At 72.7% G+C, this 22186-nt stretch carries 25 protein-coding genes; 9 read left to right on the forward strand and 16 right to left on the reverse strand.

Annotation, left to right across the window (positions count from 1 at the left end):
• Together ACLBX8_RS29470 and ACLBX8_RS29475 are read left to right on the forward strand one after the other, a co-directional pair.
• Positions 1–284 (forward strand): hypothetical protein (locus ACLBX8_RS29470; RefSeq protein WP_447716243.1); only part of this gene is annotated, 284 nt, incomplete at its 5' end.
• 110 nt (positions 285–394) lie between these two features.
• Positions 395–805 carry a hypothetical protein gene (locus tag ACLBX8_RS29475; protein WP_447716244.1) on the forward strand — a complete coding sequence of 137 codons (411 nt, stop codon included), beginning with the start codon at positions 395–397 and terminating at the stop codon, positions 803–805.
• Between the two features lie 14 nt (positions 806–819).
• Here the strand turns inward: ACLBX8_RS29475 and ACLBX8_RS29480 are convergent, their stop codons facing one another.
• Positions 820–996 carry a hypothetical protein gene (locus ACLBX8_RS29480; protein WP_012320668.1) on the reverse strand — a complete coding sequence of 59 codons (177 nt, stop codon included), beginning with the start codon at positions 994–996 and terminating at the stop codon, positions 820–822.
• Between the two features lie 149 nt (positions 997–1145).
• Positions 1146–1544: a DUF4174 domain-containing protein gene (locus ACLBX8_RS29485; RefSeq protein ID WP_447716245.1), complete on the reverse strand. Its 399-nt coding sequence runs from the start codon at positions 1542–1544 to the stop codon at positions 1146–1148.
• A 123-nt stretch (positions 1545–1667) separates the two neighbouring features.
• On the opposite strand from ACLBX8_RS29485, the gene ACLBX8_RS29490 reads away from it, so the two are divergent.
• The gene (locus ACLBX8_RS29490; RefSeq protein ID WP_447716246.1) at positions 1668–2687 is read left to right on the forward strand and encodes an NADP-dependent oxidoreductase; all 1020 of its coding nucleotides are present in this window, start codon (positions 1668–1670) and stop codon (positions 2685–2687) included.
• Positions 2688–2855: 168 nt separating this feature from the next.
• Positions 2856–3428 (forward strand): single-stranded DNA-binding protein, encoded by a 573-nt coding sequence (ssb, locus tag ACLBX8_RS29495; RefSeq protein ID WP_100251346.1) that lies wholly within the window; start codon positions 2856–2858, stop codon positions 3426–3428.
• 193 nt (positions 3429–3621) lie between these two features.
• Here the strand turns inward: ssb and ACLBX8_RS29500 are convergent, their stop codons facing one another.
• From ACLBX8_RS29500 to xth, 7 genes are all read right to left on the reverse strand, one after another.
• Entirely contained in the window at positions 3622–4089 is a 468-nt protein-coding gene (locus ACLBX8_RS29500; protein WP_091679723.1) for a hypothetical protein, read from the reverse strand.
• A 202-nt stretch (positions 4090–4291) separates the two neighbouring features.
• Entirely contained in the window at positions 4292–4603 is a 312-nt protein-coding gene (locus tag ACLBX8_RS29505; protein ID WP_091679725.1) for a GCG_CRPN prefix-to-repeats domain-containing protein, read from the reverse strand.
• A 139-nt stretch (positions 4604–4742) separates the two neighbouring features.
• Positions 4743–5057, reverse strand: a complete 315-nt coding sequence (locus ACLBX8_RS29510) for a hypothetical protein (RefSeq protein WP_100251345.1) — start codon at positions 5055–5057, stop codon at positions 4743–4745.
• 101 nt (positions 5058–5158) lie between these two features.
• Positions 5159–5425, reverse strand: coding sequence for a hypothetical protein (locus tag ACLBX8_RS29515; protein ID WP_020092729.1), 267 nt, complete (start codon positions 5423–5425; stop codon positions 5159–5161).
• 105 nt (positions 5426–5530) lie between these two features.
• Positions 5531–6313 carry an SDR family NAD(P)-dependent oxidoreductase gene (locus tag ACLBX8_RS29520; protein ID WP_447701032.1) on the reverse strand — a complete coding sequence of 261 codons (783 nt, stop codon included), beginning with the start codon at positions 6311–6313 and terminating at the stop codon, positions 5531–5533.
• 315 nt (positions 6314–6628) lie between these two features.
• A complete protein-coding gene (locus ACLBX8_RS29525; protein WP_447716247.1) occupies positions 6629–7507 on the reverse strand; it encodes an SDR family oxidoreductase in 879 nt (292 codons plus the stop codon).
• Between the two features lie 268 nt (positions 7508–7775).
• On the reverse strand, positions 7776–8585 hold the full coding sequence (xth, locus tag ACLBX8_RS29530; RefSeq protein WP_091679731.1) for an exodeoxyribonuclease III: 810 nt from the start codon (positions 8583–8585) through the stop codon (positions 7776–7778).
• Between the two features lie 159 nt (positions 8586–8744).
• On the opposite strand from xth, the gene ACLBX8_RS29535 reads away from it, so the two are divergent.
• Entirely contained in the window at positions 8745–9479 is a 735-nt protein-coding gene (locus tag ACLBX8_RS29535; protein ID WP_132367125.1) for a lysophospholipid acyltransferase family protein, read from the forward strand.
• Between the two features lie 12 nt (positions 9480–9491).
• Here the strand turns inward: ACLBX8_RS29535 and ACLBX8_RS29540 are convergent, their stop codons facing one another.
• Together ACLBX8_RS29540 and ACLBX8_RS29545 are read right to left on the reverse strand one after the other, a co-directional pair.
• On the reverse strand, positions 9492–10400 hold the full coding sequence (locus ACLBX8_RS29540; protein WP_447701034.1) for a LolA family protein: 909 nt from the start codon (positions 10398–10400) through the stop codon (positions 9492–9494).
• 139 nt (positions 10401–10539) lie between these two features.
• The gene (locus ACLBX8_RS29545) at positions 10540–13971 is read right to left on the reverse strand and encodes a DNA translocase FtsK (protein WP_447701035.1); all 3432 of its coding nucleotides are present in this window, start codon (positions 13969–13971) and stop codon (positions 10540–10542) included.
• A gap of 380 nt (positions 13972–14351) precedes the next feature.
• On the opposite strand from ACLBX8_RS29545, the gene ACLBX8_RS29550 reads away from it, so the two are divergent.
• The 3 genes from ACLBX8_RS29550 (at position 14352) to ACLBX8_RS29560 (ending at position 17444) form a co-directional block, all read left to right on the forward strand.
• Positions 14352–16415 (forward strand): NAD(+) synthase, encoded by a 2064-nt coding sequence (locus tag ACLBX8_RS29550; protein WP_447701036.1) that lies wholly within the window; start codon positions 14352–14354, stop codon positions 16413–16415.
• A 115-nt stretch (positions 16416–16530) separates the two neighbouring features.
• On the forward strand, positions 16531–16761 hold the full coding sequence (locus ACLBX8_RS29555) for a hypothetical protein (RefSeq protein ID WP_447683800.1): 231 nt from the start codon (positions 16531–16533) through the stop codon (positions 16759–16761).
• A gap of 272 nt (positions 16762–17033) precedes the next feature.
• On the forward strand, positions 17034–17444 hold the full coding sequence (locus tag ACLBX8_RS29560) for a PilZ domain-containing protein (protein WP_020092739.1): 411 nt from the start codon (positions 17034–17036) through the stop codon (positions 17442–17444).
• A gap of 16 nt (positions 17445–17460) precedes the next feature.
• Here ACLBX8_RS29560 and ACLBX8_RS29565 read toward each other — a convergent pair whose 3' ends face one another.
• Entirely contained in the window at positions 17461–17898 is a 438-nt protein-coding gene (locus ACLBX8_RS29565; protein ID WP_447701037.1) for an HIT family protein, read from the reverse strand.
• Between the two features lie 161 nt (positions 17899–18059).
• Here ACLBX8_RS29565 and ACLBX8_RS29570 point away from each other — a divergent pair, with 161 nt between their 5' ends.
• The gene (locus ACLBX8_RS29570) at positions 18060–19019 is read left to right on the forward strand and encodes a cation diffusion facilitator family transporter (protein ID WP_447701038.1); all 960 of its coding nucleotides are present in this window, start codon (positions 18060–18062) and stop codon (positions 19017–19019) included.
• A 67-nt stretch (positions 19020–19086) separates the two neighbouring features.
• Here the strand turns inward: ACLBX8_RS29570 and ACLBX8_RS29575 are convergent, their stop codons facing one another.
• The 4 genes from ACLBX8_RS29575 to ACLBX8_RS29590 all read right to left on the reverse strand — a co-directional run bounded on the left by ACLBX8_RS29575 (position 19087) and on the right by ACLBX8_RS29590 (position 22072).
• The gene (locus ACLBX8_RS29575) at positions 19087–19941 is read right to left on the reverse strand and encodes an SDR family oxidoreductase (RefSeq protein ID WP_447716248.1); all 855 of its coding nucleotides are present in this window, start codon (positions 19939–19941) and stop codon (positions 19087–19089) included.
• Positions 19942–19951: 10 nt separating this feature from the next.
• The gene (locus ACLBX8_RS29580; protein ID WP_010685332.1) at positions 19952–20131 is read right to left on the reverse strand and encodes a DUF1328 domain-containing protein; all 180 of its coding nucleotides are present in this window, start codon (positions 20129–20131) and stop codon (positions 19952–19954) included.
• Positions 20132–20267: 136 nt separating this feature from the next.
• The gene (locus tag ACLBX8_RS29585; protein WP_447701040.1) at positions 20268–21647 is read right to left on the reverse strand and encodes a chloride channel protein; all 1380 of its coding nucleotides are present in this window, start codon (positions 21645–21647) and stop codon (positions 20268–20270) included.
• Positions 21648–21766: 119 nt separating this feature from the next.
• Positions 21767–22072 (reverse strand): GCG_CRPN prefix-to-repeats domain-containing protein, encoded by a 306-nt coding sequence (locus ACLBX8_RS29590; protein ID WP_082557827.1) that lies wholly within the window; start codon positions 22070–22072, stop codon positions 21767–21769.
• Positions 22073–22186 lie beyond the last annotated feature (114 nt).

The raw sequence follows: 22186 nt of genomic DNA on the forward strand, positions 1-22186 counted from the left end.
CGGCCGCCGCCGCGCCGGCAGCCGCGGCCTGCACGCCGCCCGCGCCGCCGCCGGCCTCCGCGCGCCCGGCCAAGCCGGAGCTGCCGCCGAAGCCCGCCTGCCTCGACGCCAAGGAGGGCTGCCCCGGCTGGGAGGCCTACAGCTACAACGACGCGATCAAGGCCTATAACCTGCAGGCGCAGGCCTTCCGGCCGATCGCCGAGGCCTACCTGCAGAAGCTCAATGCCTACGTGAAGGCGAGCGCGGACTACGCCCAGTGCGAAGTGAACGCGATGCAGAAGTAGCCGGCTGAACGGCGGCCGACACCGCGGCTCGGAGGCGGTTCAGGCGCCCGGTCGCATCCTCCGGCGATGATGGCCGCGATTCCCGCGTGCCCGCTCACGCCGAGGCCACCGTGCCCGCTCGTCGTCTCCTCTTACGAACCGGCTTCTGCGCCCTGATCCTCGCCGCCGGCCCGGCCCTGGCCGCCGATTTCGACGGCCCCTACCCGCCGCACGGCTACGGCGGGCCCGCCCAGGACGACGAGCCGGAGCGCCGGCCACCGCCGCCCCCGCCCCCTCCGGGACCGCGGCCCGAACCCGAAGTCCGCGGCCCCCGCTTCACAGCGGCGCCCCCGGAAGCGTCCCCGGAGGCGTCCCCCGAGGCATGCCGGGAATTCGTGCGGCGGCGCTTCGGTCCGGACGGGGAGCCGGTGCTGCGACGGGTGCGGGTCTGCGACGAGCCGGTCGTCGACCGCGGGCCGCCGCCGCCTCCCCCGCCGCCGGAGGACATCCCGCCCCGTCGCTGGGGCGGGCCGCGCTGGTAGCGCGGGAATCCGGCTCAGATGCGGGCCGGCGCCTTCCTGAGGGCGGCCGCGAAGGCCTTGAGCTGGCGGTTCAGGTCCGCCAGCTCGTTCAGCGCGATGGTCTTGTGGCCGTCGCGGACCGCGCGCTCGATATCCTCGACCTGCAGGTCGACGAGGCGGCGGATGGCGGTGGCGACTTGTTGTCGGGTCATCGATTCGAGCGTCTCGTCCGAACGTCCTGGCGGGCCTCAACGGACGGCCGGTGCGCGGCCGTCGACACGTTTCGGTGATAGGCCGGTAGGCTTAACCGATGGTGTCCGCGGCCCCGCCGTTCACAGGGGATCGAGCCCTGGCCGGGGCCCTAGCGGCGCTCGCGCATCTCGCTGCGGCGCATCGGCATCGCGTCGATCGTGGCGAACAGCCGTTGCGGCGCGATCGGCGCCGCTTCGGTGATCTTGGCACCCCCGTCCTTGCCGACCAGGACCGCGCGGAAGCTGTCCGCGGGCAGACCGAGGCGCTCGCGCAGGGCCCGCGCCTCGGCCCCCGCGCCGACCGCTTCGAGCACCACGAGGTCGCGCTCGGCGACGCCGGTGCGGACCGAGGCCAGCGCCGCCCGCTGCGCCCGGAGCTGCGCGTCCCCGGCCTCGGGCGCCGACAGCACCAGCACCCGCGCCCGGTCGCGATAGCCGTCGAGGGGACCGGCCAGGGCGGCCCCCGCCGTCAGGGCTGCCAGCCCGAGTCCCAGTGCCGTCTCCCGCATGCCACCGCTCCGCGCTCTCGAGTCGGGACAACGCGCGACTCGGCCGCGCGATCGCGGCGGCGCGTTTGCCTCGCGGGCCCGGCGCCCCAGATCGGGGCGGAAGCCCGTGTCCCGGAGTCCGGAATGACCACCGCCATGAACCGCCGCATCGTCCTGGCCTCGCGCCCGCACGGCGAGCCGCGGCCCGAGAATTTCCGCCTGGAGGAGGTGCCGGTTCCGCAGCCCGGACCCGGCCAGGTCCTCCTGCGCACCCGCTGGCTGTCGCTGGACCCCTACATGCGCGGCCGGATGAGCGACGCGAAATCCTACGCGGCGCCCGTCGAGATCGGCGCGCCGATCACCGCCGAGACGGTGGGCGAGGTGGTCGCCTCCAACCACCCGGATCACGCCGTGGGCGACCTGCTGACAGCCTTCGCGGGCTGGCAGGAGTACTTCGTCACCGACGCCAAGGGCTCGCGCAAGGTCGACCTTGACGCCGCCCCGCCCTCAACGGCGCTGGGCGTGCTCGGGATGCCGGGCATGACCGCCTATACCGGCCTCCTCAACATCGGCCGGCCGAAATTCGGCGAGACCGTCGTGGTGGCCGCCGCCGCCGGCCCCGTGGGCTCCCTGGTCGGCCAGATCGCCAAGATCCACGGCGCGCGCGCCGTCGGGATCGCGGGCGGCCCCGAGAAGTGCCGCTACCTCACCGAGGAACTCGGCTTCGACGCCGCGATCGACCATCGCGAGTCCGACCTGCCGGGCGCGCTGGCGGCCGCCTGCCCGAAGGGCATCGACGTGTATTTCGAGAATGTCGGCGGCGCGGTCTTCGCCGCCGTGCTGCCGCTGCTCAACCCGTTCGCGCGGATCCCGGTCTGCGGCCTCGTCTCCGCCTACAACGCCACCGAGGTGCCCCCCGGCCCGGACCGCCTGCCCGGCCTGATGCGCGCGGTCCTGACCAACCGGCTGCACATCCAGGGCTTCATAGTCTGGGACTTCGCCGAGCAGGCGGACACGTTCCGCAAGGAGGTCGCCGGCTGGATCCAGGACGGGCGCGTCCGCTACCGCGAGGACGTGGTCGAGGGGCTGGAGAACGCCCCCGAGGCGTTCATCGGCCTGTTGAAAGGTCGGAATTTCGGCAAGCTCGTCGTCCGCGTCGCCTGAGAGCGGCTTGCTGCCGAAACGGAACAGATATAGAACAAATCTATCCGTCGGCGCTGCGGAAAGCGGGCACAAGCCCGCCCCGCCGGTTGCCGCTCCGGAGGCCCGGGCGCATGGTTCGCGCGCCGCCGGGCAGATGCCCTGTGAGATCCGTACGACTAGGAGAGAGCGATGGCGGGCAGCGTCAACAAGGTGATTCTGGTGGGCAATCTCGGGCGCGATCCCGAGATGCGCCGCCTCGGTTCGGGCGACCCGGTCTGCAACCTGCGGCTCGCGACGTCGGAGTCGTGGAAGGACAAGGCGACCGGCGAGCGCAAGGAGAAGACCGAGTGGCACTCGGTCGTGATCTACAACGACAACCTCGCCCGGGTGGCCGAGCAGTACCTGCGCAAGGGCTCGAAGGTCTACATCGAGGGCCAGCTCCAGACCCGGAAGTGGACCGACAATTCCGGCGTCGAGAAGTACACGACCGAGGTGGTGCTCCAGCGCTTCCGCGGCGAGATGACGATCCTCGACGGGCGCGGCGGCGGGGGCGGCGACTTCGCCGGCGAGGACGAGGGCGGCGGCCAGATCAGCCGCGGCGGCGACTTCGGCGGTGGCCGGGGTGGTGATCGCGGCGGCGATTTCGGCGGCGGTCGGGCCCAGGGCGGCGAGCGGCGGCCGGCTCCGGCCTCCTCGGGTGGCGGCGGCGGTGGCGGTGGCAGCCGCGGCGGCTACGACCTCGACGACGACATCCCCTTCTAGGACCGCCCGCGATCCGGAGGCCCTGTACCGTCACCCGAGTCGGCCTGCCCGACCCGGGTGACGCGGACATCTGGGCTGCGTCAGCGCAGCCGTTTCAAGGCAGCATCCCGGGACCGCGCGGCGGTGCCCGGGATCCAGATCCGCCGGCGCAGGTCTCGGGCCGCCCGCCTTCGGCGCCCCGGAGCGCCGCCGCTCAGCCCTTGAGCTGCCGGTTGCAGGCCGAGTAGTAGCCGCCGCCCTTCTCGATCCACTTCATGCCGCCCAGCGTGCCGGCAGCCTTCGCGGCGTTGTAGCTGTCGAGGCAGGTGTGCATCCGGGCCTTGCCGGCCGATTCCTTGGCGTATTTCGGATCGACGGCGCGGGGGAACGTGGCCGACGCCGCGGCGGCGGACGTCGTCCCGGCGCGCGGGGCGGCCGGCGGCGCGGCCGGAGCGGTCGTCGCGGTCGGCGAGACAGGGTTCGGCGCGGTCGTCGGGGCGTTGTCGGCCGCCGCACCGCACTCGGCCTTGCGGAAGTCGTTCCACTTCTGGCCGTTGAGCGTGCCGGCCTGCTTGGCGGCCTGATACTTGACCGAGCAATCCTTCGCGGAGAGCGCGGCGGCCGGCGCGGCGCCGGCCACGAGGCCGGCGATCATCAGGGATGCAAATACATAGCGACTCATGACAAAGAATCTCCGGGACACTATGTTGCGTCCCGAAAGAGATTAATACGGCTCTATGCCGTCGTGAATATGGGTTTGTCCGTTCCAGGGGGACAACGCGGTGGCCGAGCACTGACCCGGCACCGGCCGGCCGCGGATCCGGATCGCGCGCGGCGGGCCGAGCTCTGGACGCGGCGACCCGAACTCGGGTCGCCGACGCGGATCACCAGCCGCCGTAGGACCGGCGCGGGCCCTCGTAGCCGCCGTAGCCGCCGTAGCCACGGTCGTAGCCGCCGTAGCCGGGCCGGCCGCCGTAGGGTCCCCGCGGTCCGCCCCAGCCCCAGCCGCGATCGTTCGGCCGGCAATGGCCCCAGGGATTGGGATGGAAGCCCGGACCGCAGCCTCCGGCCACGCGCTCGATCACCGATCCGGCGTCGGGCGGCCCGTAGCCGAACGGCGCCGCGTTGGCCGTCGTGGCGGTCGCGAGAGCCGCGGCGGCCACCGCGACGAGGCCGATCACCTTGGCGCGCATCATGACACGATCTCCTGAACCTGCGGCCCGGACGCGCCGGGCCGATGACAGGAGGATGCGCCGGCCGCTGTGAACCCGGACAGGCTCGGGCATTCATCGAGCCGACACTCTCGGCCGGCCGGGCTTCCGCGCGGCGGGTCGGTCAGGCGGCCTGGAGCTGGATCGGCGCCGGTGCGGGCGCCCGCGAGCGCGCGAAGAGGTCGGCGCCGACCGTTTCGCCCGCAGCCCTGACCAGCGTCGCCTCGTCGCAGGAGCGCGCGACCTTCAGGCCGAGCGCCTCGAGCCGCGCGTGCTCGGCGCAGTAGGCGGCGATCCGGGCGCGGCCGTAGGCCGGCATCGGCGCGAGCAGCCGGTCGCGCTCCGCGTCGTCGGCGCGGAACAGGGCCGAGATCAGCTCGATCGGAACCGGATACCGCGCCAGGGCGCTCGGGTGGGGTCGGTTGCCGTCGCGCGCCATGGGTGCATCTCCGCTTCGCTGTGCGGTGGAAGGTTCGGCAACCATAGTTAACGATCAGTTGTGATCGCGGCGGGAGCCCCGGTGAGCCGCCCCGCGGCGCTTCAGCGGCGGGGCGGGCTCACCCAGGTTCCGCCGGCGGCGCGATCCGACTCCGGCGCCGCGAACGGGGGTCGCGCGTCCGCCCAGCGGGCGACCGGGCCCGCGGCCGGCGCGATCGAGCCCGTCGTCTCGGGGTCGGTCCAGACGGGGGCGCCCGCGGCGACCAGCGCGGGTGACGCGGACGGATCCGGCAGGTTCCGCTCGTAGCCGGCGACGACCGCCGCGAGGGCGATCGCCACGAGGACGAACGCTAGACCGTCGACGATCATGGAGCCGAGTCTCGGCATGGTGCCCGCGCCTGTTGACCAAGCCTCCGGGCTACGGCGGCAGGGTTAACGAACCCTGTCCGAACCCGGCGGATCGGGCCGACGCGTTCAGATGTTGCGCGCGCCGCGCAGCGTCTTCAGGCCGATTCCCGTCGACTCGAAGCCGCCGTCGACGGCGAGCTGCTGACCGGTGATGTAGGAGGCGCGCTCCGAGCAGAGGAACACGATCGCCTCCGCGAGCTCCGTCTCCAGCCCGTAACGGCCGAGCGGGACGGCGTCGTGGTAATCCGCCCGGATCTCGGGGCTGTGCACCGCCTTGGCCATCGCGGTGTCCACCGGACCGGGAGCGACGGCGTTCACGCGGATCCCGTACTGCGCCAGCTCGGCGGCCTGCTGCTTGGTGAGCTGCGCGAGCCCCGCCTTGCTGGTGCCGTAGGCGGTCCGGAGCGTCGAGGCGCGCAGGCCCGAGATCGAGGTGATGTTCACGATGGCCCCGCCGCGCTCGGACAGGAGCGGGACGGCCGCCTGCGTGCACAGGAACGGGCCGGACAGGTTGACGGCGAGCACCCGCGACCAGTCGGCGAAGGTGGTCTCGGTCAGCGGCTTGAAGATCGCGATGCCGGCATTGTTGACCAGGGCGTCGAGGCGGCCGAACCGGTCGGCGACCTGCTGGATCGCCGCCGCCACCGCCTCGGGGTCGGAGACGTCGGCCGTCACCGCGAGCGTGGCTTCCGGACGGCCGAGCCGCTCGGACGCCGCCGCCGCGCCCGGGCCGTCGATGTCGAGAAGGGCGACGTTCCAGCCGTCGGCGAGGAAGCGGGTCGCGGTGGCGAGGCCGATGCCGCGGGCGGCCCCCGTCACCAGCGCGGTCCGGGCCTGGGCGTCGCTCATGGTCGTCTCCGTCGGGATCGGCGGCGCCCGGATGGCGCGGGTCAGCGTTCGGGTCCGCGGCGGTGCCATCACCGCGCGCCGGACCCGGGCGGCCTTCAGGGCCGTCCCGCCGTTGTGAACCGATCCGCCCTCAACGTCTGATGGATCGCGCGCGCGCCGTCGAGGGTCTGCCCGAACATCCGCCCGGCGATGACCGGCGTCAGCGAAGCGACCCGGGAGCGCCACGCCCGGCGGATGTCCCGCGGGTCCGGGTCGCGTCGCTGCGCTCGGGACGACGGCGTGGTGCCGCCGCAAAGAGCGGCGACGGGTGCGGGATCAGAGCATCGGCATGCCGCCGGTGACCGGCACCAGTGCCCCGGACATGTAGCTGCCCTCGCGGGAGGCGAGCAGCACGTAGGCCGGGGCCAGCTCCGCGGGCTGGCCGGCGCGGCCGAGCGGCGTCTGCGCACCGAGCTGCTCGATCTGATCGGGGTTCTTCACGATCGGCTGGATCGGCGTCCAGACCGGCCCGGGGGCGACGCAGTTCACCCGGATGCCCTGCGGCGCCAGCAGGTTCGACAGGCCGATGGTCAGGCTCGCGATCGCGCCCTTGGTGGCGGCGTAGATCAGCATGCTGGGGTCGGCGACCTTGGCCTGCACGCTGGTGCTGTTCACGATCGCGCCGCCCGGCTTCATGTGCGGCACCGCCGCCTGGGTGAGGTAGTACATGGCGAAGACGTTGGCGCGGAACGAGCCCTCGATGTCGGACGCCGCCAGATCGTCGAGGCCCTCGTTCACCACCTGGGCGGCGGCGTTGTTCACGAGGATGTCGAGGCGCCCGAAGGCCGCGACGGTGCGCGCCACGAGATCCCGGCACCGGGCCTCGTCGCGGATGTCGCCGGGGAGGAGCAGGCAGCGGCGGCCGGCCTTCTCGACCCAGGCCTTCGTGTCCTCGGCATCCTCCTGCTCGACCTCGAGATAGGAGATCGCCACGTCGGCGCCCTCGCGGGCGTAGGCGATGGCCACCGCCCGGCCGATGCCGGAATCGCCGCCGGTGATCAGCGCCGCCTGACCCGTGAGCAGGCCTTTGCCGACGTAGCTCTCCTCGCCGTGGTCGGGGCGCGGCGTCATCTTCGTGGTGAGGCCCGGGCGGGTCTGCTGCTGGTCGCCAGGGAATGGCGGCCGGGGGCCGGCCTCGCGCGGGTCCTGGGTCATCGGGTGCGGCTCCTCGGCGGGGGACCCGCAGGATCTAGGGCCATCGCCGCGGCCTCCGCCTGCGCCCGGGGGTCACAGGCGGAGGCCACGACCGGGCCGTCTCAGAAGGCGCGATTGCGGGTGGCGTGCGGGCCGCCGTAGCGGCGGCGCAGGTAGGACACGACCTTGGGAAGCAGGAAAGCGATCAGGATCTTGCGCATCGGGGCTCGCTCACGTCACGGGTTCGTGAGCGGGCAATGCTCGGACCGCGCCGCAGTTCCGCGCCCGGTCACAGCTCCAGCGTGAGGGTCACCGGGGCGTGGTCGGAGGGGCGCTCCCAGGCGCGGGCCTCGCGCAGCACCTCGACCTTGCGGACGGTCCCGGCGAGGTCGGGCGACACCCAGGCATGGTCGAGGCGCCGCCCCTTGTTGGCGGCCGACCAGTCGGGGGAGCGGTAGCTCCACCACGTGTAGATCTTCTCCGGCTCCGGGGTGAGGTGGCGCGCCGCGTCGATCCAGCCCGCCTCCCCGCGCAGCACCTCCAGCGCCTCGGTCTCCACCGGCGTGTGGCTGACCACGTCGAGGAGCTGCTTGTGCGACCAGACGTCGTGCTCCAGGGGCGCGACGTTGAGGTCGCCCACGAGGATCGCCGGCCCGGAGACGCGCCTGCCGCCCCAGGCGCGCAGTTCCGACAGGAAGTCGAGCTTGTGGGCGAATTTCGGGTTGAGGTCGCGGTCCGGCACGTCGCCGCCGGCGGGGACGTAGAAATCGTGCAGCACGATGCCCGAGGCCGCGCCGGCCTCCGGCCCCAGCACCGCCGAGATGTGGCGGGCATCCTGGCGCTCGCAGAAGCCCATCACGGCGCGGGTGTGCAGGGGGAAGCGGGAGAGGATCGCGACGCCGTTGTAGCCCTTCTGGCCCGCGAACATCACGTGCTCGTAGCCCGAACCGCGCAGGGCCTTCAGCGGGAAGGCGTCGTCCGGGCACTTGGTCTCTTGGAGGCAGAGCACGTCCGGCCTGTGCTCGGCGAGGAAGCGCAGCACGAGGTCGATGCGCAGGCGCACCGAGTTGATGTTCCAGGTGGTGACGGTGAATTGCACGGGCGGCGCTGGGGTTCTGACGGCGTTGCGCTCCGATAGCCGATTTCGCGGCCCGCGACAGTCCGCTCACCGCCCGCCCGGCGAAAGGCCGTGCGCGCCCGGCCGGCAGGCGCTATGTCCGGGCCCTGCCCTGTCCCGGGCCCCTCGTCGAGGCCCGTCATGGCGCACGCCCGCTCGCTCCTGTTCGCCGTCTACTGGGCCGCCTGGACGACCCTGTTCCTCGCGCCGCTGGCGATCTTCCTCCTGTCCGGATCGCCGCAGCGGCCGATCCGCAGGGCGACGCGGCTCTGGGCGCGCGGGATCCTGGGCGGGCTCAGGCGCATCGTCGGGCTGCGCTACGTCGAGGAGGGCCGCCAGCACCTGCCGGACGAGCCCTGCCTGATCGTCGCCAACCACCAGTCGACCTGGGAGACGCTGGCCTTCCTGGTCCTGGTGCCGGACGTGGCGATCGTCGCGAAGCGGGAGCTGCTGGCGATCCCGGTGGTCGGCTGGTTCCTCCGGCGCTCGCCGATGATCGTCATCGACCGGGCCAAGGGCACCCAGGCCCTGCGCACCATGATCGACGGCGGTCGGGAGGCGGTCGCGGCGGGGCGGTCGGTCCTGATCTTCCCCGAGGGCACCCGCGGCGCGATCGGCGAGCCGCTCCGCTTCAAGCGCGGCGTCGAATTGCTCTACGGCCGTCTCGGCCTGCCGGTGGTGCCGGTGGCGCTCAATTCCGGCCTGTTCTGGCCCGGGGGCGCGGCGACCCGGTCCGGCACGGTGGTGGTGAGCTACCTCGCGGCCCTGGCCCCCGGCCTGCCGACCGCGGAGTTCCTGCACGGGACGGAGGGCGCGATCGATCGGGAATTGAACCGGTGGCGGCCGGGCGCCGCGGCCGGGCTCGGCGCCCCCTGAGGGGCGACCCCGTCACTTCTGCGATTGCTGGATCTGCTGCTGCATCGCCTTGTCCTCGGACCGTCCATAATTGATGAAGAACAGGCTGCTGTCGACACTCTTGCCCTTCTGCAGGTTCGAGAGCGTCACCGTGGTGACGTAGCCCTGCGGGTCGGTGATCCGCCACTGCGACAGGGTCTTCATCTCGGCGTCGAAGAACAGCTGGATCTTCGAGGTGCCGCCGAGGGTGGCGCGGTCCTCCAGGCTGATGCGGACGCTGCCTGGATCGCTCGCCACGTCGGTGACGGTGAGGTCGCGGGCGAGGTCGATCTTCTCGCGCAGGAGGAATTTCAGCGGCGTCTGGGCGATGAAGTAGAGGTCCTGGGTGTTCAGCTTGCGGTCGCGCACCGCCACCGAGGTCCCGTCGGCGACCACCTCCAGCGGCGAGGGCTGGTCGTAGTCGAAGCGCAGGCGGCCGGGCTTGACGAGCGTCAGCTTGCCGCCGATCCGGCGGCCGTCGGCGCCGATCTGCACGAAATTGCCCGTCAGGGTGTTGATGCCGTTGAAGTAGGCGTTGGCCTGCGCCAGCAGCGCGGCGGGATCGGCCGAGTCGGCGGTGACGATCGCCGTCGGCGCGCCCACCGCCGCGACCTTCGGCTCGGATGCCTTGTGGTCGGTTTTGTCAGCGGCCTTGTCGCCGCCCTTGCCGGACTTGGCCGTGCCGGGCCTCGTCTCCTTGCTCGCCTCCTTGGCCTTGGGCGCGGCCTTCTTGGCCGGCGCAGGGGCCGCCGGGGCGGCCTCCGGCTGCGGGGCGGGCTCCTCCTTGTGGCCGAACAGGCTGTCGATGAAGGCGCCGACCTGCGCGTGGGCCGGGTTGGCGGTCGCGAGCCACAGCCCGGCGGCGATCACGGAGCCGGCTGTGCGGGTGCGGCGGCCGATCATCGGCAGAGTCTCCTGAGGAGCCGCGGGGCGGGCTCCGGCGGTGAACAGGGGGCGGGACACAGGGCTTAGAGACCCGCCCTGTGGCGAAGATACGACGCCCGGGCAGCCCCCGTGAGGGCGCGGCCCGGCGTGAAGCCGCTCACTCGTCGTCGTACATCCCGGCCGAGCTGTGCGTCGCCCCGGCGACCAGGATCTCGCGCTTGCCGGCGTGGTTGGCCGGGCCGACGATGCCCTCGATCTCCATCCGCTCCATGATGGAGGCGGCGCGGTTGTAGCCGATCTGCAGCCGGCGCTGGATGTAGCTCGTCGACGCCTTCTGGTCGCGCAGCACCACCTCGATCGCCTGCTTGTAGAGGTCGTCGGAGTCGCCGCCGCTCGCCGCCGCGAAGGCGCCGATGTCGAAGACGGGGGCCTCCTCCTCGGGCTCGTCGGACCGCTCGGCCTTGTCGGCCGCGGCCGCCTTGCCCCGGCCAGACCGGCCGCCCTCCTTGGTGGGCTCCTCGGGCGAATCGTCGGCGGTGACGGCGTCGAGGTAGCTGGGGCGGCCCTGGCGCTTGAGGTGGGCGACCACGCTCTCGACCTCGCTGTCCGAGCAGAACGGCCCGTGCACCCGCGTCGTGCGCCCGCCCCCGGCCATGAACAGCATGTCGCCCTGACCCAGAAGCTGCTCGGCGCCCATCTCGCCCAGGATCGTGCGGCTGTCGATCTTGCTCGTCACCTGGAAGCTGATCCGGGTCGGGAAGTTCGCCTTGATCGTCCCGGTGATCACGTCCACCGACGGCCGCTGCGTCGCCATGATCAGGTGGATGCCCGCCGCGCGCGCCATCTGCGCCAGACGCTGGATCGCCCCCTCGATGTCCTTGCCGGCCACCATCATCAGGTCGGCCATCTCGTCGACCACGATCACGATGTACGGCAGCGGCGCCAGATCCATCGCCTCGTCCTCGTACACCGCCTCGCCGGTGTGGCGGTCGAAGCCGGTCTGGATCGTGCGCGTGATGGTCTCGCCCCGGTCGCGGGCCTCCTTCATGCGGGCGTTGTAGCCGTCGATGTTCCGGACGGCGATCTTGGCCATCTTCTTGTAGCGCTCCTCCATCTCGCGCACGGCCCACTTGAGGGCGATGACCGCCTTCTTGGGGTCGATGACGACCGGGGAGAGCAGGTGCGGGATGCCGTCGTAGACCGACAGCTCCAGCATCTTCGGATCGACCATGATCAGGCGGCACTCCTCCGGCTTCAGCCGGTAGAGCAGCGACAGGATCATGGTGTTGATCGCCACCGACTTGCCCGAGCCGGTCGTGCCGGCGACCAGGAGGTGCGGCATGCGCGCGAGGTCGGCGATGATCGGCTCGCCGCCGATGTTCTTGCCCAGGCACAGAGCCAGCTTGTGCTTGCTCTCGGCGAAGTCGGCCGACGAGAGGAGCTCGCGCAGGAACACGGTCTCGCGGGTCTCGTTCGGCAACTCGATGCCGATGACGTTCCGGCCGGGGACGACCGCGACGCGGGCCGAGACCGCCGACATCGACCGGGCGATGTCGTCCGACAGGCCGATCACGCGGCTGGACTTGGTGCCGGGGGCGGGCTCGAGCTCGTAGAGGGTGACAACCGGGCCCGGCCGCACCGCCAGGATGTCGCCGCGCACGCCGAAATCCTGGACCGTCTGCTGCAGGTTGAGGGCGTTCTGCTCCAGCACGTCGGCGTCGACCTCCTCGCTGCCGCCGGGGGCTGGCAGGGCGAGCAGTTCGAGGGACGGCAGCTCGTAATCGGCGTTCTCGATGGGGGCGATCTCGAGGTGGCGGCCGGCCGGGATCAGGTGTGCCCGCGGCGCCACCAGGGGGACCGACGCCGGCGCGGGGGCCGGCAGGGCCGCGACCTCGATCGCCTCGACGGCAGCGGCGACCGGCTCGGCCTCGACCCCGATCTCCGCCTCGATCTCCGTCTCGACCGGCTCCGGCTGCGGCGCCAGCTTGCCGCGGAGCAGGACCGGGCGCGGCGTCATCGGGATCACAACGCGATCCGCCTCGGCACGCGCGGCGACCGGTGCGGCAACGACCGGGGCGGGACCGGCTTCGGGCACGGCCGGGGGTGCTGGCGGGACGACGGTCGGCTGGCCGGCTGCGCGGATCGCCGCCCGGGCCGCCATGGCGCTGAGAGCCGGCGCGCGGCGGGGCGCCTCGGACGCGGGGGCGGCCGGAGGCTCGGCCGCGGCGCTGCCGGGGCCGAAGACCAGCGACAGGCCCGACGCGGCCGGCGGCGCGACGGGCGGCAGGAAGGCGCTCCGGATCGAGGCGGCCTCGTCCATCCGCTGGCCGGTCTCCGTCCCGTTATCCTGCCCATCGGCGGGACGCGGCGGCTGGTCGAACCGGACGAGCCGGTCGAGCACGTAGACCGGCCGCGGCGGCAGCGACCGCAGGTGCGAGATGTCGAGGGGCATGGAGACGAAGCGCTCGTCGGACGCCGCCGGCGCCGAGACGGCGGCCGGGGGCGGCGCGACCTCGGCGGGCTGCGCCTCCAGGGCCGACCAAGCATCGACGGACGACCAGTCGCCGCCGTCGAACCAGGGCTGGACCTCGGACCAGTCCGGCAGGTCCGACCAGTCGCGGGCCGGGGCCTCGGTGACCGTCTCGACCGGTGCGGCGGCGACCAACGCGGCCGCGACCGGGGCGATCGCCGCCGTTGAGGCGGCCAGCTCGACCGCTGGCCGGACCGGGCGGCGGTCCGGCGTGCGGAAGAAGCGGACGCCCGGCGGCGCGACGAAGGGCTGGCGCCACAGGGGCACCGGCTCCGCGTCCGGCGCGGCGGCTTCGGGCAGGGCCGGCACGGCTGCGGCGCGCTCGGCCGCCTCGGCCGCGATCCGCGCGCGCTCGACCCGCTCCTGCTCGGCCTCTTCGCGGGCGGCCCGCTCGGTCTCCAGGGCCAGGGCAGCGGCCTGCGCCTCGGCACGGGCGCGCTCCAGGGCGACGCGCTCGGCCTCGAGGGCGCGCTGGCGGCGCTCCTGCAGAACCGAATCGGGGGTGCGGGTGTAGCGGACCGCCGAGGGCGCGGCCGGCGCCGGCGCGGCGGCCGGCGTCGCGACGTGGTCGGTCACTTGGTGGGCCACATGGCCGGCCGCATGGCCCGCGAGCGGAGCCGCGGCCGGCGCGTAGTCGGGGGCGATGGCGGCGGGGCGGCGCGGCTGGCGCACCAGCACGCCCGGCGCGGAGGCGCTGCGGTCGATCCGGCTCTCGAAGATCGGGGCGTCCAGGGCGTCGAGGCTCGCCCGGTCGTCGAAGACCTGGGCCGGCCAGTGTGGCTCGGGCGCCGCGGCGCGCGGGGCGCGCTCGGAGCCCTCGCGGCCGACCATCGCGCCCGGCGGGGTCAGCCAGCTCGGCTCGGCCCGGCGCCCGGGCGCGCCGTAGGACGGGCGGGCGGGCAGGCCCGCGGGAGAGCCGGAGAGGCGGCGGGTGAGGCTCGCGCGGAGCGCCATCAGCCGGTGCGCCAGGGCTCCCAGGGAGAGGCCCGAGCGGTCGCCGCCGCGAACAGGGCGGGCGGGGTCACGGTGGGAGTACGGAGGCCGTCCCGATGCGCGCATGGGTTCTCAGACGATACTCGAAACAGGGATCCGCCGACGCGCGGCGGCTGTTCCTGAGTTAGGCCATTCGTCGTTAATGGAGGCTTGCCGTCGGCCGCGGTGCGGAAACCATGCGGGACGATCGGCCCGGCGCTCCGGCAGGGCCCCGCATCGCCGCGGCCGGGCCGTCACGGCCACCGGCGACCGATTCGAACGCGGAATCTCGAGGTAACGACGCCCGATGGACCGGAAATCGCGATCTGGGCCCCGTCCCGATCCGCCGCAGCGCAGTCTCTCGCGATGACGTCGGGAACCGGCCAGGGCGCGAACAGGCTCCGCGCCGCCCTCCGCCCGCGTCCGCTATAGTAACCCGCAGCCACCCCTCACCCGGACAGGTGCCCGTGTCTCCAGCCACCTCCGAATCGCCGGCGCGCTTCCGCTCCCTCTACCGCCACGGCTTCGCCAGGGTCGCGGCCTGCACCGGCCGGAGCCATCCGGCCGAGCCCGAGCGCAACGCCGACGTCGTCCTCGACCTCGCCCGGACCTGCCACGATTCGGGCGCGGTGCTGGCGGTCTTCACCGAGCTCGGCCTCTCGGCCTACGCGATCGAGGACCTGCTGCTCCAGCAGACCCTGCTCGACGCGGTCGAGGCCGCGGCCGCCCGCGTGATCGCCGACTCGGCCCGTCTCCGGCCGCTGCTGATCGTCGGCGCGCCCCTGCGCTGGCGGCACCGCGTCTACAATTGCGCGCTCGCCATCCAGGGCGGCCGCCTGCTCGGCGTCGTCCCGAAGACCTTCCTGCCGAACTACCGGGAATTCTACGAGAAGCGCCACTTCGCCTCCGGCGCCGGGATCGTCGGCGAGTCCGTCCGGGTCGCCGGTCAGGACGCGCCGTTCGGCACCGACCTACTGTTCCCGGCCGAGGACCTGCCGGGCCTCGTGGTCGGGGTGGAGATCTGCGAGGACCTGTGGGTGCCCGAGCCCCCCGGCATGCGCGCCGCGCTCGCCGGCGCCACCGTGCTGGCGAACCTCTCGGGCAGCCCGATCACGGTGGGCCGCGCCGAGTCGCGGGCGCTCCTGTCCCGGGCGGCCTCGATGCGGGGCGCCTGCGCGTACGTCTACGCGGCGGCCGGCCAGGGCGAATCGACCACCGACCTGTCCTGGGACGGCCAGACCAGCGTCGACGAGCTGGGCGTGCGCCTCGCCGAGGGCGAGCGCTTCCCCGAGAAGCCGGTGACGACGCTGGCCGACATCGACCTCGACCTGATCGCCCAGGAGCGCCTGCAGGCGGGCAGCTTCGACGACGACGCGCGCGGCCGCGCCCTGCCCTATCGCCGGGTGCCGTTCCGGCTCAACCCGCCCCAGGCCGATCTCGGCCTGATCCGGCGGATCGAGCGGTTCCCGTTCGTGCCGGCCGACCCGTCGCGCCTCGCGCAGGATTGCTACGAGGCCTACAACATCCAGGTCGCCGGCCTCGCCAAGCGCCTGGAGGCCACCGGCACCCGCAAGGCCGTCATCGGCGTCTCGGGCGGCCTCGATTCGACCCACGCGCTGATCGTGATCGCCAAGGCGTTCGACCGCCTGGGATACCCGCGCTCGGACATCCTGGCCTACACGCTGCCGGGGTTCGCCACCTCGAACGCCACCAAGACCAACGCCCACGCGCTCATGAAGGCGCTGGGCTGCACAGCCGCCGAGATCGACATCCGCCCGGCCGCCAAGCAGATGCTCGCCGACATGGACCACCCATTCGCCAAGGGCGAGGCGGTCTACGACGTGACCTTCGAGAACGTGCAGGCGGGCCTGCGCACCGACTACCTGTTCCGGCTCGCCAACCACGCCGGCGGCATCGTGGTCGGCACCGGCGACCTCTCGGAGCTGGCGCTCGGCTGGTGCACCTACGGCGTCGGCGACCAGATGAGCCACTACGCGGTCAATGCCGGCGTGCCCAAGACGCTGATCCAGCACCTGATCCGCTGGGTGATCGGCAACGGCGAGGTCGGCCCGGACGAGGCCCGCACCCTCCAGGCGATCCTCGACACCGAGATCTCCCCCGAGCTGGTGCCGGTCGACCAGGACGACAGCCCGCAGAGCACCGAGGGGACGATCGGCCCCTACGCGCTGCAGGATTTCAACCTGTTCTACACGCTCCGGTACGGGTTCCGGCCCTCGAAGATCGCCTTCCTGGCGCTGCACGCCTGGGGCGACAGGGAGCGCGGCACCTGGGCGCCCGACTTCCCGGAGACCAAGCGGGTCGCCTACGACCTGCCGGAGATCCGCCGCTGGCTCGGGGTGTTCCTGAGCCGCTACTTCGGCTTCAGCCAGTTCAAGCGCTCGGCGCTCCCGAACGGGCCGAAGGTCTCCGCGGGGGGCTCCCTGTCGCCCCGAGGCGACTGGCGCGCGCCCTCCGACGGGTCGGCGCGGATCTGGATCGACGAGTTGAACCGAAACGTCCCTGAAACTTGACCGTCACAAACTCGACCGATTGTGCCATTATGAGCACGGTCAAGCCGATTCTTCGCAATGCGAAATCTTGTATTGGGAAAATTGGCTTCGAGGGCGGCCAGGCGGAGGACTTCGGATGCGAAGCTACAACCTGTTCCAGCTCAAGGGCGAGGAGGGCCTCTGCTGCGCGGTGCCGGAGGCCAGCACGGTCCCGCCCTTCATCGGCGCGGGTCGCTGGACCTTCGGCGGCAAGCTGGGCGACGGCGGCCGGCAGCCCCTCGACTTCGACGGGCGGGCCGCCGACACCGCGGTGCGCTTCAACGGCTTCTACCTGTTCCAAACCGTGGACCGGCGCTTCATCACCTGAGCGGGCCCCGTCCGTCACGGCGAGCAGGCCGGCGTCGGGACGATCGGCGCGGTCCTGCCGGGTCGCCGATCCGGCTACGGAACGACGATCCGAAGTCGTCGCGCGTAAATCGGACCGGCCCGGGGCGCGGACTCGCTCTTCCGGAACCTTGTCGGCAGCACGTTACCGGTATCGAACCCTATAGTGGGCCTCGACTCGGCGATCGCGACCAAGATTCCTTAAGGGCTCGCGTGCAGGTTTCGCGGAACCGTCAGCTGTCCGGAGCCGCCCGCATGTCGGAGCATCGCAGAGAGGCGCGCCAGAGGGTCTTCCTCAAGGGCCGCATCGTCTTCAACAACGGGTCGTCGAGCCTCGACTGCCTGGTGCGCGACATGTCGCCCACCGGCGCGCGCCTCGTGATGAGCGAGGCCACCACGCTTCCGGACGCGTTCGATCTCTACATCCCGCAGAAGGACCGGACCTACCGGGCCACCCTGCGCTGGCGCCGGGAGGACGGCATCGGCGTGACCTTCGAGGCGCCGGCCCGGGCCGGCACCGCGCCCGCTTCGCCCGATCCGGCCGCGACGGACGCCTCCGTGACCCTGCTGCTGAAGCGCATCAGCGAGCTCGAGACCGAGAACGCCGCCCTGCGCCGGCTGCTCGCCAGCATGGCCCAGTCGGGCGACTCGGCGAGCGCGGCCTGATCGTAAGGCCTGACCGTCAGGCCTGAGCCTCGAGCGCCGCGCGGATGCGGGCGGCGTGCTCGGCGAGGACCCCGTTATCGGCCATCCCGCCCTCGTGGCGCTTCAGCGGCACTCCCTCGCGCCGCGGGATGACGTGGACGTGCAGGTGGAAGACGGTCTGGCCGCCGGCCGGCTCGTTGAACTGGAACACGGTCAGACCCTCGGCCCGGAACGCCGCCTTCACGGCGCGGGCGACCTTCTGGACGCTCGCCATCAGGGCGCCGAGCGAGTCCGGGTCGGCGTCGAGCAGGCCCCGGGCCGGCGCCTTCGGGATCACCAGCGTGTGGCCCTCGCCCTGGGGCATCACGTCCATGAAGGCCAGGGTTTGGGCGTCCTCGTAGACGCGGTGGCAGGGGATCTCGCCCCGCAGGATCTTGGCGAAGATGTTGTCGGGATCGTAGCGGGCGTCGGCCATGCTGCCTCCGGGACTCCTTGAGCGGCCGCAGGTTGCACGGGGCACCGGCCCGCGTCCACACGGGAACAACCTGCGCGCCGCAACGCTTGCATCGCCGCGGCGGCGGCGCCGGGCCGGGGTCCGAGAGCCCGGCGTCCCCCAGACCGCGCAGGGAGTTCCGGATGGCGCACGAGAGCACGGGAGCGATCTACGCGGCGGCGGGCGCCAACCTCGCCATCGCGGCGGCGAAGTTCGTGGGCGGGGCGCTGACCGGCTCGACCGCCATGCTCGCCGAGGGCGTGCACTCGGTGGTCGACACGGCGAACCAAGTGCTGCTCCTCGTCGGCATGAAGCGGGCCGAGCGCCCGGCCGACGCCCGTCACCCGTTCGGCTACGGCCGCGAGATCTACTTCTACGCCTTCGTGGTCGCGCTGATGATCTTCCTCGGCGGCGGACTGTTCGCCGTCTACGAGGGGATCGAGCGGGTCCGCCATCCCGAGCCGGACGTGGATGCCGAGCTGTTCGGCTACCGCTTGCCCGGCCTCTGGGTGAACGTCGCGATCCTGGGCTTCGCCATCGCGGCGGAGGGCACGTCGTTCTTCGTGGCGATCCGCCAGTTCTGGGCCGAGAAGGGCAAGCACTCCGCCGTGCGGGCGATCCGGCGCAGCAAGGATCCGACCCTGTTCACCGTGCTCGCGGAGGACACCGCGGCCCTGATCGGCCTCCTGATCGCGCTCGCCGGCGTGGCCCTGTCCCACCTCTTGGAGATGCCGAGACTCGACGGCTGGGCGTCGGTCGGCATCGGCCTCGTGCTGATCGGCATGGCGGCGTTCCTGATGGTCGAGACGCACGGTCTGCTGATCGGCGAGGCGGCCGATCCCGAGGTCGTAGCGGCGATCGCGGAGCTGGTCCGCAGCGAGCCGGGCGTGGTCCACGTCAACGAGGTGCTGACCCAGCACCTCGGCCCGTCCGACATCCTGGTCAATCTCAGCATCGACATGACCGACGATCTCAGCGCCGGCGAGGTCGAGAGCCTCGTCACGCGCCTCGACCGGGCGCTGAAGGCGCGCAGCCCCGACGTGACCCGGGTCTTCATCGAGATCCAGCAGCAGGGCGACCACAAGGTCCGGGCGGCCGCCTGAGGCCCGCGCACCGAAGGACCGTACCCAAGAGGGCCGCACCGGAGGGCCGCCCCCGTCGGCGGCTTCCTCAGTCGCTCCGGCCCACCTGCCGGAGGCTCAGCGCCCAGAGCCGCTCCTGGACGGCCTCGTCGCGGCTCTCGGCCGAGGAGACCTTCGGCCGACCGTGGGAGAAGTATCGGCCCGTGACCCCGTCCAGGCCCGGGTCGCTGGCCACGTGGAGGGAGGTCCGCGCGCCCTTCTCGGGCGTGATCAGCAACGGCCGCATCAGCGCCCAGGCCGCGCCGAGCAGGCCGCCGGTGTTCTTGGCGAAGCCGGTATTGACCACCCCCGGATGGACGGCGTTCGCCGTGATGCCGCTGTCGCGCAGGCGCCGGGCGAGCGCGTAGGTGAACAGCACGTTGGCGAGCTTGGCCTGGGCATACGCACCCATCGCCCGGTAGCGCCGGGCGCCCTCGACGTCGTCGAAGTCGATGTGCCCTCGGTAATGGGCCGCCGATGCGACGTTGACGATCCGCGGCTTCCCGCCCGCCGCCGCCGCGTCCTTCAGCGTGTCGAGGAGTTCGAGGGTCAGGAGCACGTAGCCCAGATGGTCGAGCGCCCAGGTCCGCTCGATCCCGTCGACGGTCAGCGTGCGCCGGTCGAAGATCGCGCCGGCATTGTTCACCAGCACGTCGAGGCGCGGATAGGCCGCCCGCAGGGTCTCGGCGAGCCGGCGGATCTCGGCCTGCGCCGACAGGTCCGCGCGGTGCGGCTCCACGGCGGCGCCGGGCACCGCGGCGCGGATCCTGTCGGCGCAGGCCTGCAGCTTCCCGCTGTCCCGGCCGACGATGGCGACCCGCGCGCCGAGGCGCGCGAGACCGAGGGCCGTCTCGTAGCCGATGCCGCCGGTCGCCCCGGTGACGAGGCAGACCGCGCCGCGCACCGCGCCGGCCTCAGAACACCGCCTGGCCGACCGCGAAGGCGATGACCACGATCACGATGGCGATGAGCAGGAACAGGCCGAACAGGATGCGGGCCAGCGAGCCGGCGCCGGAGGCGATGCCGGTGAAGCCGAGACCGCCGGCGATCAGCGAGATCACGAAGCAGATGAGGGCCCATTTCAGAAGGGTCATGGCGTCACTCCGGCTGCGCCCCGGCGCGGGGCCTGATGCTGCTGCCTCAACCGACGCCAAGCGAGACCGTTCCGCGGATTCCGAACCGGTCCGCTTTTATTCTTACCCGCGTCCGGCCGCTCGGTCGGGGACGCGGTCAGCCGGTCTTCGCCACGGGCTGCGCCGGCACGTCGGCCCGTTCCAGCATGATCTCCGCCAGGGTGTGGTAGAGGCCGCCGCGGCAGATCGCCTTCGAGGCCGCGTCGGCCAGGAGCGCCGCGACCATCAGCGGGATCACCATCGCGTGGTTCTGGGTCATCTCGGTGACGATGACGAAGCTGGTGATCGGCGCCTGCAGCACGCCCGTCAGGTAGGCCACCATCCCGATCAGCACGACGGCGCCGACGGGCATGCCCGGCAGGAATCCGTGGACCGTGCCGCCGAGGCCGGCCCCGACCGCCAGGGACGGCGCGAACAGGCCGCCCGGGATACCGCTGATCGAGCTGAGCACGGTGGCGGCGAATTTCAGGGGCGCGTAGGTCCAGCCGGCCGTCGCGTCGCCGTGGAGGATGGCCTTGGCCTCCTCGTAGCCAGTCCCGTAGGCGGCGCCCCCGGAGGCGAGGCCGCACAGGGCGACGCACAGCCCGCAGGCCGCCGCGAAGATCACGGGCCGCTTCCGGATCATCCGTCCGGCCGCGCCCGGCAGGCCGCGGGCGAACAGGATGACGAGGCGGCTGAACAGGCCGCCGGCGAGGCCGCCGACCACGGCGATCAGCGGCACGATCCAGCTGGCCGCCAGCGGCAGGGCGGCGTCGGTCGTCCCGAAATAGGTATAGTTGCCGAGGAGCCCGAGCGAGGTCAGGCCCGCGGCCACGATACCGGCCACGATCAGGCCGGAGGAGCGCGCCTCGTAGGCGCGTCCCAGCTCCTCGATGCCGAACACGATGCCGGCGAGGGGCGTGTTGAAGGCCGCCGCGACGCCGGCCGCGCCGCCCGCGAGGAGCAGCCCGGGCAGGCGCTCCGGGGTCAGGCGGCCGAAGGCGGCCATGATCGCGGCGCCGACCTGCACGGTCGGCCCCTCGCGGCCCGCGGAGGCGCCGCAGAACAGGCCCAGGAACAGGACCAGCACCTTGCCGAAGGCCACGCGCGGCGAGATCAGGGAGTAGCGGAAGCCGGTATCCCGGGCGTGGCGGGCGGCGATCACCTGCGGGATGCCCGAGCCCTGCGAGTTCGGGAAGACCGTGAGGGCGAGCAGCGCCGCGAGGGCGAAGCCCGCGGGCGTCAGCAGCAGGGCGATGAGCGGCGACGGCGCGGTGAGCCGCCGGAACCCGTCCTGCGCGAGGTCGGCGCCCTTGGCCATCAGCACGGCGGCGAGGCCCACGCCGATGCCGCCCACGAGGAAGAGCAGCCGCCCGCGCCAGAGCGGATAGGCCTCCATCGAGGCCGACCGCAGGCGCATGATCGAGCGGCGGTAGCGCGACCGTTGCGGGGGCGGAGCATCCGTCGTGTCCCGCACCTCGTCCCGCTTCTCGACCATGAAAGAGCACCTCGTCCGCGCAGTGAGAGCGGACGCTATAGCGCAATGGTCAAGGAAAGGCCCCCTGCGCGGGATGGCCGAGGGCCGGCACCGGCGTGCCGGCCCCGCCGCTCAGCCGATCACCACCTGTGGTGCCAGGCCGCCCGATGCCAGCCGCCGTGATGGTGCCAGCCCCAGGGGCGATGCCAGCCCGCGTGGCGCCAGCCCCACCGATGGTGCCAGCCCCAGGGACGGCCCCAGCCGTAGGCCACCGGTCGGGCGTAGTAGACCGGGCGGTACGCGTAGGGGCGCCAGTTCGGCTTGCACCAGCCTGACCAGCCCCGGTGGAAGCCCGGGCCGCAGCCCTGGGCAGCCTCCGCCGTACCGGCCGTGGCGGCCAAGGTTCCGAGCGCGAGGAGTGCTGCGCCTGCCAGCTTCATCCGCATCGTCGTCCTCCGTTCAGTTTCGAGCAGCGCGATGATCCGACCCCGGTCCGACCGAGTTGTCGCCGGATCATGTCCGGCCGTCCGCGACGGGCCGGAAGTGGGCTCGAAACATCC

Source organism: Methylobacterium sp. D48H, from assembly GCF_053345715.1.